Consider the following 11,555-nt stretch of genomic DNA (forward strand, 5'->3'; position numbering starts at 1 on the left):
TCACGAAGGAGACGCTCGTCGCATGTCTGGGACGTCTGAGTTGTCAGCCGGCGCCTCGCCGCCGCCTGCCCGTGCCGCCGGATCCGACTCCCGACCGCGCCAGGTGCTGAACGTGGCGGTGCTGGCGGAGTCCGAGCTGGGATCCGAAGCACAGCGCGAGCGCCGAAAGCGCATCCTGGACGCCACCTTGGCGATCGCGTCCAAGGGTGGCTACGAAGCCGTCCAGATGCGGGCCGTGGCCGAACGCGCTGACGTCGCCGTCGGCACCCTGTACCGGTACTTCCCGTCGAAGGTCCATCTGCTGGTGTCCGCGCTGGGCCGGGAGTTCGAGCGTATCGACGCCAAGACCGACCGGGCGGCGCTGTCCGCGGGCGTCACCGCCTACCAGCGGCTGAACATCATGGTCGGCAAGCTCAACCGGGCGATGCAGCGCAACCCGCTGCTCACCGAGGCCATGACGCGGGCATTCGTCTTCGCCGACGCCTCCGCAGCCGGCGAGGTCGACCACGTCGGCAAGCTGATGGACTCGATGTTCGCGCGTGCCATGAGCGACGGTGAGCCCACCGAGGACCAGTACCACATCGCCCGGGTGATCTCGGACGTGTGGCTGTCCAACCTGCTGGCCTGGCTGACACGGCGAGCGTCGGCCACCGACGTCAGCAAGCGACTGGACCTCGCCGTGCGGCTACTCATCGGAGACGGCGACCAGCCTAAGATCTAGCGGGTGAGCGACCTCCCGCCCGACGTGGCGACCGCCCTCGACGAAGCGGCGTCGGCTGCGCGGCTGCTGGTCACCTCCGACTTCGACGGGACCCTGTCGCCGATCGTCAACAACCCGTCTGACGCCCGGCCGCTCCCGCACGCCGGCCAGGCCCTCATCGAACTCGCCGAACTGCCCGCGACCGCCGCCGCGCTGATCTCCGGACGGGCGCTGCGCGACCTACGGACGTTGTCGTCGATGCCGCCGACGGTGCAACTGGTCGGCAGCCACGGCGCGGAGTTCGACTCGGGGTTCTCCCACGACATCGACCAGGACCTGTTGCAGCAGATCACCGACGCGTTGACCTCGATCGCGTCGGGCAGACCCGGCGTGACGGTCGAGACGAAGCCGGCCAGCGTCGCGCTGCACGTCCGCAACGCCTCCGAATCCGACGGCGACGCTGCACTGCGTGAGGCGCGCGCGGCGTCCGAGGGCTGGGAGGCGCACGCGACCGCGGGCAAAGCGGTGCTGGAGTTCGCCGTGATCTCCACCGACAAAGGCGAGGCGATCGACATCCTGCGCGACCAGTATGACGCGACGGCTGTGGTGTTCTTCGGCGACGACGTCACCGATGAGAAGGCGTTCCGGCGGCTCCGCGACGCCGACGTCGGGGTGAAGGTCGGGCCGGGAGAGACGTTGGCCCGGTTCCGTATCGGCTCACCCGAGGACGTCGCGACGGCGCTGCGGCACCTGGTCGACACCCGGCGTCGTTTGTCAGATCAGCAATCTCCCTTGGCGTTCTGACGAGTTCGGTCCAAGCTTGTCTGCATGACAGACTCTCCGGACGCCGTGAACGCGCTTGCGACCGAATGGGATGAGCGGTACACCGCACTCGCGACAGAGATTCCCGACGGCGTTCCCAGTGCCGTGTTGATGGGCGTGGCGCGCGAGCTCGCAACAGGACGGGCGCTCGAAATCGGCTGCGGCGTAGGCGCCGACGCCGTCTGGCTCGCCGGCCAGGGCTGGGAGGTGACCGCGCTGGACGTGTCCCGAGTGGCGCTGGAACGCGCTCGAGCCAGGGGTCAGCGAGCCGGTGTCAATGTGGAGTGGGTGTGCGCCCGCCTCGAGGACGCCGAACTCCCCGGTGCCGGTTTCGACCTGGTGACAGCGCACTATCCGGCCCTGCGGCATTCACCGGGACGCGACGCCCAGAGGGCGCTGCTGGCGGCCGTGGCGCCCGGCGGCACGCTGCTGGTCGTGCACCACGCCGATGTCGATGTGGAAAAGGCCAAATCCTACGGCTTCGACCCAGCCGACTATCTCAGCCACGACGACGTCGTCGAGTTGCTCGGCGACGACTGGGACGTCGATGTCGAAAGACGGCGGCCGCGCGACCAACCCGCCGGGCTGGACGGTCAACACACCCACGACGACGTGGTGCGGGCGCTACGCAGGCGGACCTGACGTCCGACCGCGGATCAGCTCGGTCTCGAGCACCTCGATCACGGGCAGCCCCGATCTCGGCGGGTTGTGCAGCAGCTCGCCTGCACGGCGCCCCTTTTCGACGCCGGGCTGCACGACCGTCGTCAGGCCGCGCTGAAGTGCGTCGGGCACGCCGTCGAAACCGGTCACCGTCATCTGGCCGGGCACGTAGATCCCGCGGGCGCGCAGATGGTCCATCGCGGACAGCGCAAGCACGTCGGCCGTACAGATCAGCGCCGTGATCCGCGGGTTGGCCTCCAGCGCGACCTCGGCGCCGGCGCCACCCGAGGTGATCAGGTGCTCATAGCTCTCGACCACTGTCAACGACTCCGGATCCAGCCCGGCCGCGGACATCGCGTCGAAGACGCCCCGGATGCGTTCACTCTGGACGTGGAAATGCGGCGTCCGAACCCGCTCGGGATCGGCCAGCGCCGGACCCGGCCCGCCGTGGGGCCAGTCGCGGCCCAACCGCATCGTCAGCAGTCCGATCTCGCGGTGGCCGAGCTCGATGACATGTTCGGCCAGTCCGCGCATCCCGGCGCGGTCGTCGATGCCCACCCGGGAGGCGCCGGGGACGTCCTTGGGCTGGTCGACCACGACGACGGGCAGCTGTCGCTGCAGCACCGCGGGCAGATAGGGGTCGTCGTCGGAGGCCGAGTACACGACGAAGCCGTCGACCCCGGCGGACAGCACCGCCGCCGAGCCCTCGGAGACGCTACGGTTCGGGCCGACCGCGACCAGTAGCAGGCCCTGGCCGACCGCCTCGCAGGATTCGGCCAGGCCCGCAACAAAATCCAGCGCCGCCGGGTCGCTGAACGAGTAGTTCAGCGGCTCGGTGATCACCAGCCCCACTGCGCCGGCCCTGCGGGTGCGCAGCGACCGTGCCACCGGATCCGGCCCCGGATAGCCGAGCCGCTTGGCGGTGGACAACACCCGATCGCGCAACTCGGCCGACAACTGATCGGGCCGGTTGTAGGCATTGGAGACGGTGGTGCGCGAGACCTTGAGCTCAGCGGCCAGGGAGGCCAGGGTCGCGCGCCGCCGCGGCGCCGGACTCCTGGACATGCACGTTGACGTTAGTGGACACGCGGGATTGTGCAGAGGACCGCGCCCTCCGGCGCGGCACCCGGCTGCCCGCCCAGACCACGAGCCAGATGCCACACGCGATCGTCACGATCACAAAGCTCGGCGGCAGGTTGAACATCGCCGACGCGGTCAGGCCCAGCCACACCGAGACCAACCCGATGGCCGCCGACACCGCCATCGCACGAATCGGGCGGGCCGTCACGATCAGCGCCGTGGCGGCGGGTGTGACGACGAGGGCGAACAGCAGCAATGTGCCCACCGCTTGGACCGCCATCGTGATGGTGATTCCCAGCAGCACCATGAAGGCGATCGACAATCCGCGTACCGGAACACCTTTGGCCTCGGCGACCTGGCTGTTGACCGATGTGAACAACAACGGCCGGTAGATGAAGGCGATGCTTGCGGCCAACACCACCAATAGTCCGAGGAATCCCAACAACTGGTCGGTGGTGATCGCCAAAAGATTTCCGAACAACACGTTCGTCAAGGTCGACGAGTTGCGGGTGGCCAACGAATTGAAGAACAGCCCCAGACCGGTCGCGAAGGCGAGCACCGTACCGGTGGCGACGTCGCGGTCGGTGGCCCGCTTCCCCAGAGCGCCGATCACCAGCGCACCGCCGACGCAGAACACTCCCAGCCCGACCGCTGCGGGCAAGCCGAGCAGCACGGCGCCGGTGGCCCCCGGCAGACCGATGTGCGCCAGCGCGTGCGCGGCGAACGACGAGTTGCGCACGACGATGAAGTAGCCCATCAGCCCTGCCGCCAGCGCCACGATGGTGCCGCCCAGCCATGCGTTGCGCATGAAGGACGAGCCCAGAATCTGTACCCAGTTGTCCTGATAGCCCATCGCCACGATGGTCTGCGTCATCACACACTCCGCATGTAGAGATCCCCCTGCAGGGTATGCGCGACCTTGATCGGCGTGCCGTACATGTGGGTGAGGAGCTCGCCATCGACCACCTGGTCGATGGCGGCGTGGTGAGCGTGGCCGTCCAACAGGTAGATCGCGCTGTCCAGGATCGTCAGCAACGGATTCAGGTCGTGTGCCACCACGAGGACGGTCACCCCCAGTTCGCGCTTGAGACGGCCCAGGAGCACCACGATCTCGTGCTGATTGCGCAAATCCAGTGACGCCAGCGGCTCGTCGAGGATCAGCATCCTCGGGCGCGCGACCAGCGCGCCGGCCAATGCGATCCGCTGGCGCTGACCGCCGGAGAGTTCCGAGAGTCGGCGATCCGCGAGGTCGGTGGCATCGACCCAGCCCAACGCCTCGTCGACCCGCCGGCGATCGGCGGCGCTGGGCCGGGCGAATCCCCAATGCCGCCCCGTCAACCCGAGGAGCACCGCATCCCTGCCGCGTATCGCCTCACTCGCGTTGGCATCGTAATGCTGTGGAACGTAACCGATCTCGTTGTTCAGCACACCGGGTCGCTCGCCGTAGACCCGTACCGTTCCCTTGGCGACGGGGACCAGCCCGAGGATCACATTGAGCAACGTCGTCTTACCGGCGCCGTTCGACCCGATGACGGCGACGAAGCGGCCGACGTCGACCTGCAACGTCGAGTCCGACCAGATCGTCCGCCCACCGCGAACCACGGTGACGTCGTCGAACGTCAGCGCAGGTTCGGCCCCGGACTCATACAGGGACACCGAGCGCCTCTGCGAGGGAGTCCAATTGGGCGACCTGCCAGGTCTGGAAGGACTCGGTGTTGGGCGGCACCGTCTCGGTGACCTCGACCACCGGCACTCCCGCCTGCTCGGCCGCTGCCCGGAGCTGCTCGGGCACCGACCCTTCGGTCTGGGTGTTGTAGATCAGCACGTCGACCCCACGATCACCGAGAAGTCGCAGGAACGCGTCGAGGTCGGCGGGAGCCGGCTCAGCCTCATTCGAGGACGCCAGCTGATAGCCCTCGGGTGTCCGGTTCTGCAGCCCCACGGCCGCGCCCATGTCGTCGAAGACGCTCTCGGTGGCCGCGAAACTCTTCCCGCCAGAACCGGCCTTGATGGCTGCGACGGTGTCGTTGTACGGGGTCATCACGTTCTCGAAAGCCGTGTGACGCTCCCGGAAGTACGCCTCGGCGTCAGGCGCCAGCTGGCCGAGTTCCGCGGTCACCGCTTCGGCGACTTCGGCCACCGCCGACGGGTTGTACCAAACGTGCGGGTTGGCTTCGCCTTCGTGATCGTGGCCGGCCTCGCCTTCGTGGCCGTGGCCGGCCTCGCCCTCGTGTGCACCGCTGAGCTCGACGGCATTGACGACCGGGGCGTCGGGCGCGGACGTGGCGGCCACCTTGGCCGCCCACTCGTCGTAGTGGCCGCCGTTGATCACGACGAGTTGGGCTCCGTCGAAAAGCGCTGCATCGGAAGGTGCTGGCTCGTAATCGTGAGGATCCACCGACGAGCCGGCCAGCACCGTCGTCACGTTCGCGCACGCTCCACCGAGCTGCGAGACGATGTCGCCCCACTGATCGACGCTGACAACGACGTCGACGGGCGTTGCCGGGCACTCGCCGCCCGCCGCTGTGGTGGTCTCACCCGATTCGGCGGGCTCTTCGCTGGATCCGCAGGCTGACAGCGCGAAGGGCGCAGCCAGCATGAGTGAGGCCGTGAGCAGACGCAGTTTCGGGGACAACGAGGAGATCACCCGGTAACGATAACCGTTTCCAGTACATCCCGCACAATCGCTCCCGGATCGGCGGCTGTCAGTGATCGTGTCCGACGGTCCCACTGAGCTCGTTGGGAGTCTGCTCGAGCGTCGCCGAGGTGGTCACTCCGGCTGCCTGCAGGTCGACCAGGTGAATCTGCTTGGCAGCCGGGTCGCTGACGTAGACGGCGTCCTCGCGGGTGAACACCGCCGGGCCGGGTTGCTGCCAGTCGTCGGGTTCTGACCACGGCTCGGTCACCTGGATGGACCTCACCGTCTCACCTGTCACCGGGTCGAACACGTAAAGCTTGCCGTCAGTGCCGAGGATCAGTGCCTCCCCCTGCGGCCCACGACCGAGCGACCGGAACCAGTAGCTCACCCCTGCAGGCAGCGCGACCAACTGGAGCTGGTCGGTGGTGGTGTCGATCAAAGAGAACTGTTGCGGCCGCTCCAGTTCAGCGTCCGGATCGGTCTTCATGTCGCCGAGGACCACCGGTGAGTCCTCATGACCCCGGGTGTTGCCGATCCGCCCGTAGGGAGTCGGGCTGGCGATCTTGGTGAATTCTCCGCTTGCGTACTCCAGGACTCCGTCCTCGCACCCCAGGATCACGACTTCGTCGGCAGCGACCGATTCGCCGTGGATGCCGGGGCACTCCTCGCTACGGGCGATCTCCCGGTCACCCCTCGTCGCCACCGCTCCGGTGCGGTTCTCGGAGTCGCCGATGCTGTGCACCAGGGTTCCGTCACTCAAGATCACAGCCACACCATGATGTGCTTGCGGCGTGGTGAAGTTCTGGGTTTCGGGCATGCCGTCCGCGAGGGCGTGTGGATCGAATGCGGTGATCTCACCCGAACCGTCGGCGAACAACACGGTGTGCTCGCCGTGGGCAACCACATGCCCGGCGTCGGAGGCCGGGAAGATGTCGTCGGTCAATGTCCCGGCGGTGGCGTCGAGAACACGGAAGCCCTCGGCTGTGGTCACCAGGACGTGGTCGCCGTCTCCGGCCGGATTGATTCGTAGGAAGCCGTCCAACGGAATGTCCTGTGCCACCTCGAGGGTCCCACCGTTGAGCACATAGAGACCGCCATCGTAGGTTGCGACCAGAGGCTCGACGATGGGAGCGCCCTGGGGACTCTCAGAGGCCTCACCCGAACACGCCACCAGCGCGGCGACCGTGAACGACATGGCTCCGACGCGGTAAAGCCACCGCGATGTGGACATTGATTGCTCCTTCCGAGCTTGATTGCAGATGGCCTGCGGCTATCGCAGACCGGTGACGATGGAGTCGGTGTTGGCTCGCATCATGTCGAGGTAGGTGCCGCCCGGTGTTCCTGGTGGACTGAGCGATTCGCTGTAGAGCGGCACTATCCTGACGTGCACTCCGGCTTGTTGGGCCAGCACGTTCGCCAGCTTCTCCGGCTGTGACGAGTCGACGAAGATGGCCGGCACCCGCGCGGACTCTATGGCGTCGACCAGCGAGTGCAGATCCGCGGGGCTGGGCGCGGCCAACGTGGTGCCGCTGGGAACGATCGCGCCGATCACGGTGAAATCGAACCGTTGCGCCAGGTAGCCGAGAACGTGGTGGTTGGTCACCAACTTGCGGCGTTGGGGCGCGATGGCGGCAAAGTCACGGGCCATCATGGTGTCGAGTTCACGAAGCTGCTCTCGGTACTTCTCGGCATTTCGCGAGACGGCCGCACTGTCGATGCCGTCGACTTCACCGATCATCGTCTCTTCGATGACGTCGACGGCGGTGATCATCCGTTGCGGATCGGTCCAGAAGTGCGGGTCGGGCGTCCCCGCGCCCTCCCCCTCCGCGTACTCGATCGGATTGATCTGCTCACCTACCGCGAGCGTCGACACCCCGGCCTCCGCGGCGCTTTCGACGTTGCGGATGATGTTCTCCTCCAGGCCGAGGCCGTTGTACACGATGAGCCCGGCGCTGTTCATCGCCGCCGCGTCCTGTGCCGAGACCCCGAACGAATGCGGGTCCGCGTTGGGCTTCATCAGCACCCGCACGTCGGCGGTGTCCCCCACGATGTTGCGGACGACGTCTCCGAGGATGTTGGTGGTGACCACGATCTCACCGGTGGAGGTCGAACCTCCGCATGCCGTCAAGGCTGCGCACAGCAGCGCGAAGATCCAGACAAGCGACCCTCGGATCATCGACCGGACTCCACCATCAGACCGGGCGAGACCTCGGTGCGCAGCGTACGGGCGATACGCAGTCCGTCAGCGTAGTCGATCTCGTACACAGCCCGATCCGACGCATTGTTCACATAGGCACGGTCGGAGTCGATCTCGATCACCGGCTGCGCCCCGTCGACGGGAACACTGCCGGCGAACAACGCCACCCGTGCGGTCTCGGCTGCCGTGTTGACGTCGAATGCTCCCAGCGTCCCGTCGCGGTGCAGGACGAGCACCGTGCCATCACCTGAAGTGTTGGCCGCCAGAGCATCCGGCACGGGGATGACGGTCCACCGCCGCTGGCGGCTGTCGAGCACCCATACCGCCCCGTCGGATACGCCTGCGAAGACATCGGAGCGGTCACGGTGATCCATCCGGTTCGGGCGCAGTGCGGGCGCTCCGGGTGGAACCGGCATGGCGGTGACGGTGAGATCACCGTCACCACCGGCAACCCGCACCGCGCCGGTATCGCACCCGATCACCACTGCTCGCCGAGTAGCCGACGACCACAGAGGTTTCGGGCATTCACCCGCCAGTTCCGTCGCACCGTCGGCATCGATCACCCGAAGCCGGCCCGCATCGCTGGCGGTGATTACCCTGTTGCCGTAGGGCGCCGCAACGACCGCATCAGCACTGACCGTGAGCTCGTCTGGCGCGACCACGGACCTCTCACCGAGCTTTTCCCGGTCGAGCAGATCAATGGCGCCGCTTGCGGTTCTGATGGCGACCAGTGAATTGCTGGCGCTCGCAGCGGCCACCGGTACATCGAGTGTGGCGGCCAATGAGGGCTCGGTGGCGAAATAGTGGTAATGCTCGCCATGGTCGAATGTCCACGCGCCGGCATCCACGACCCGCGTGCCGTCGCCGGTCTGCAGATATACAAAGCGACCGTCGCCGCTGATCGACGCAACGGGGCCGTAGGAGCCGATGCGGGTTCCGGACTCCTCGACCGCGTCATAGACCTCGGTGTCCCCGGTGGCCGGGTCGACGAGCACCAGCTTGGTCAGGGGCCCATCGAGTTCTTCTGCGCCTTCTACGGTTACGTCGTCAGTTGCTGTCTGGGAGGCCGGTGTCTGAGAGGCCGGGGCCGGCGCACCGCCGCCGCATCCGGCCACCACACAGGCCGAGGCAGCGGCAATCGACATCCGCTTCCCTTTGGTGCGCATCAGCGACAGGAGCGCGGACAGGAAGAACATCAACACGGCGACCACCGCGATGGTGGCCCCGCCGGCGGTACCTGCGTGCCAGGAAATCACCAGTCCCAGGTACACGGCAGCAGAACCGATGAGCGCGGACAGCAGCATGACGCGCGGGATCGATCGGACCCACGTCAGCGCCGTCGCCGGCGGCGCGATCAGCAGCCCGAGCACCAACAGCGTCCCCACCACGTGGAACGACGCGACCATCGCAACGGCTATCAGCGCTGTCAGCGCCGGGATCGCCAACTGTGGACGCAAACCCAGTGTGGTGGCCTTTCGCGGATCGAACGTCACGGCCACGAAGGCACGGTGCCCGACCATCACCGCGCCGATCGTCAGGACCAGCGCCGCGGCGAGCACGACCAGATCGATGGTCCGTACTGCGAACACGTCACCGAACAGGAATCCGGTGAGGTCGACAGCGAAGCTCTGCGACCGCGAGACGATGATCACCCCCAGCGCAAGCATGCCGACCAGCAGCAGCCCGGTGCTGGTGTCCGAAGAAAGCCTCGATGAGCGGCCCACGAGGGCGACGCCCACCGCCATGACCAGTGCAGCGATCAGGCCGCCGACCATCAGGCTGACGCCGGCCAACGCCGCCAGAGCCACCCCGGGCAGCATGCCGTGCGTCATCGCCTCGCTGAGGAACACGCTGCGGCGCAACAGCACCCAGCATCCGACCAGTGCACACAAACAGGAGGCGATCACGCCGGCCACCAGTGCGCGTAGCACGACGTCCGCCTCGAAGGGTTCGGTGAGCCAGGGCGTCATGCCGTACAGTGATAGCAGTAATGACAATCATTTTCAACAAAGCCAGCCCCGCTACCGCGGCCGAGGCAGTTCACATCGAGTTGAGCGACGTGGACTTCAGCTATGTGCAGTCCCCGGTTTTCCGTGGGTTATCGCTGTCTGTGACCCCGGCCGCCATCACCGCGGTCGTCGGCTCCAACGGAGCGGGCAAGTCGACACTGCTCGCGTTGCTCGCCGGAGTTTCACTGCCGGACAGCGGAACGGTGCACGTCGGCGTCGGTGAAGCCGCCTTCGCCGTGCAGCGCAGCCATGTCACCGACACTTTCCCGATCACGGCCGCGGAGGCGGTGATGATGGGGCGCTGGCGCCGGCTCGGGCTGATCCGCCGCCCGAGCGCCACAGACCGTGCGGTCGTCGAGCACTGGCTCACCGCCCTCGGCCTCACCGGCGTACGGCGCCGCACACTCGGCGAACTCTCGGGTGGCCAGCGGCAGCGGGTATTGCTCGCGCAGGCGTTCGCCCAAGAGGCACCGCTCCTGCTGCTCGACGAGCCGACCACCGGTCTCGACACTTCGGCGAAGTCACTGGTGATCGCCCACCTGCGCAACCTCGCCGACGCGGGAACGACGATCGTTGCGGCGACCCATGACGGCGATGTGGTGATCGCGGCAGATCACCACATCGACCTCGACGAAAGGCGCAAGCACTAGTCTTGACACATGCCCGGCGCATCCGTCGACCTCAATGCCGATCTCGGCGAGAGCTTCGGGGTGTGGACCCTCGGTGACGACGATGCCATGCTCGACCTGGTCACCAGCGCCAACATCGCGTGCGGTTTCCACGCCGGCGACGCTGCCACCTTGGCGCGCACCTGCCGGGCCGCCGCTGAGCGGGGCGTGCGCATCGGCGCCCAGGTGAGCTACCGAGACCTCGAAGGGTTCGGGCGACGGTTCATCGACGTGCCACCCGATGACCTGACCGCCGACGTCATCTACCAGATCGGCGCGCTGCAGGCCCTTGCCCGTGTCGCGGGAACCGAGTTGAGCTACGTCAAACCTCATGGCGCGCTGTACAACTCGATCGTCGAGCACCGTGATCAGGCGCGCGCCGTGGTCGAGGCGGTGCACGCGGTGGACCCGGGGCTCGCGGTCCTGGGGCTGACCGGGTCTGCGCTCTTCGCCGAGGCGCAGCGGGTGGGTCTGCGTACCGTTGCCGAAGCGTTCGCCGACCGCGCCTACCGACCGGACGGCCGACTGGTCTCGCGGCGTGAGCGCGATGCGGTCTTGAGCGACCCTGATGAGATCGCCGAGCGGGTGATGTCGATGGTCTCGGCCGGACGAGTGACCGCGGTCGACGGGTCGACCATCCAGATCTCCGTCGAATCCATCTGCGTGCACGGTGACTCCCCGGGAGCCGTGGCGATCGCCTGTGCGGTGCGGGATCGACTCGCTGCCGACGGCGTGCGTCTGGAGCCGTTCAGCTAGCACATGGCGGTGCGCCCACTAGGGT

At 67.3% G+C, this 11,555-nt stretch carries 12 protein-coding genes; 5 read left to right on the plus strand and 7 right to left on the minus strand.

All coding sequences use genetic code 11. The features are described from left to right. Window positions 1–22: 22 nt before the first annotated feature. The 3 genes from kstR to G6N53_RS29235 are packed head-to-tail and all read left to right on the plus strand — an operon-like array spanning window position 23 to window position 2,164. Window positions 23–721: a cholesterol catabolism transcriptional regulator KstR gene (gene kstR / locus G6N53_RS29225; protein ID WP_163895138.1), complete on the plus strand. Its 699-nt coding sequence runs from the start codon at window positions 23–25 to the stop codon at window positions 719–721. A gap of 3 nt (window positions 722–724) precedes the next feature. Then, window positions 725–1,504 carry a trehalose-phosphatase gene (gene otsB / locus G6N53_RS29230; protein WP_163895141.1) on the plus strand — a complete coding sequence of 260 codons (780 nt, stop codon included), beginning with the start codon at window positions 725–727 and terminating at the stop codon, window positions 1,502–1,504. 24 nt (window positions 1,505–1,528) lie between these two features. Continuing rightward, complete coding sequence (locus G6N53_RS29235) at window positions 1,529–2,164, plus strand: class I SAM-dependent methyltransferase (protein ID WP_163895143.1); 636 nt, start codon at window positions 1,529–1,531, stop codon at window positions 2,162–2,164. Here G6N53_RS29235 and G6N53_RS29240 read toward each other — a convergent pair. The 7 genes from G6N53_RS29240 to aztB all read right to left on the minus strand — a co-directional run bounded on the left by G6N53_RS29240 (window position 2,147) and on the right by aztB (window position 10,067). Beyond that, complete coding sequence (locus G6N53_RS29240) at window positions 2,147–3,247, minus strand: Rv3575c family transcriptional regulator (RefSeq protein WP_163895145.1); 1,101 nt, start codon at window positions 3,245–3,247, stop codon at window positions 2,147–2,149. The genes G6N53_RS29235 and G6N53_RS29240 overlap by 18 nt on opposite strands. Beyond that, window positions 3,192–4,136 (minus strand): metal ABC transporter permease, encoded by a 945-nt coding sequence (locus G6N53_RS29245; protein ID WP_163895147.1) that lies wholly within the window; start codon window positions 4,134–4,136, stop codon window positions 3,192–3,194. The genes G6N53_RS29240 and G6N53_RS29245 overlap by 56 nt, the downstream gene beginning before the upstream one ends. Next, window positions 4,136–4,918: a metal ABC transporter ATP-binding protein gene (locus G6N53_RS29250; protein WP_163895149.1), complete on the minus strand. Its 783-nt coding sequence runs from the start codon at window positions 4,916–4,918 to the stop codon at window positions 4,136–4,138. The genes G6N53_RS29245 and G6N53_RS29250 overlap by 1 nt, the downstream gene beginning before the upstream one ends. Next, window positions 4,905–5,861 carry a metal ABC transporter solute-binding protein, Zn/Mn family gene (locus G6N53_RS29255; RefSeq protein WP_163896441.1) on the minus strand — a complete coding sequence of 319 codons (957 nt, stop codon included), beginning with the start codon at window positions 5,859–5,861 and terminating at the stop codon, window positions 4,905–4,907. Before G6N53_RS29255 ends, G6N53_RS29250 begins: the two co-directional genes overlap by 14 nt. A 106-nt stretch (window positions 5,862–5,967) precedes the next feature. After that, on the minus strand, window positions 5,968–7,131 hold the full coding sequence (aztD, locus tag G6N53_RS29260) for a zinc metallochaperone AztD (RefSeq protein WP_163895152.1): 1,164 nt from the start codon (window positions 7,129–7,131) through the stop codon (window positions 5,968–5,970). A 39-nt stretch (window positions 7,132–7,170) separates the two neighbouring features. Beyond that, window positions 7,171–8,076 carry a zinc ABC transporter substrate-binding protein AztC gene (gene aztC, locus G6N53_RS29265; RefSeq protein WP_163895154.1) on the minus strand — a complete coding sequence of 302 codons (906 nt, stop codon included), beginning with the start codon at window positions 8,074–8,076 and terminating at the stop codon, window positions 7,171–7,173. Beyond that, entirely contained in the window at window positions 8,073–10,067 is a 1,995-nt protein-coding gene (gene aztB / locus G6N53_RS29270) for a zinc ABC transporter permease AztB (RefSeq protein ID WP_163895156.1), read from the minus strand. Before aztB ends, aztC begins: the two co-directional genes overlap by 4 nt. A gap of 20 nt (window positions 10,068–10,087) precedes the next feature. On the opposite strand from aztB, the gene aztA reads away from it, so the two are divergent. Both aztA and G6N53_RS29280 read left to right on the plus strand, forming a co-directional pair. Beyond that, complete coding sequence (aztA, locus tag G6N53_RS29275; RefSeq protein ID WP_163895158.1) at window positions 10,088–10,756, plus strand: zinc ABC transporter ATP-binding protein AztA; 669 nt, start codon at window positions 10,088–10,090, stop codon at window positions 10,754–10,756. A 9-nt stretch (window positions 10,757–10,765) separates the two neighbouring features. After that, window positions 10,766–11,530, plus strand: a complete 765-nt coding sequence (locus G6N53_RS29280; protein WP_163895160.1) for a LamB/YcsF family protein — start codon at window positions 10,766–10,768, stop codon at window positions 11,528–11,530. Window positions 11,531–11,555 lie beyond the last annotated feature (25 nt).

The organism is Mycolicibacterium hippocampi (assembly GCF_010723735.1).
Lineage (GTDB): Bacteria > Actinomycetota > Actinomycetes > Mycobacteriales > Mycobacteriaceae > Mycobacterium > Mycobacterium hippocampi.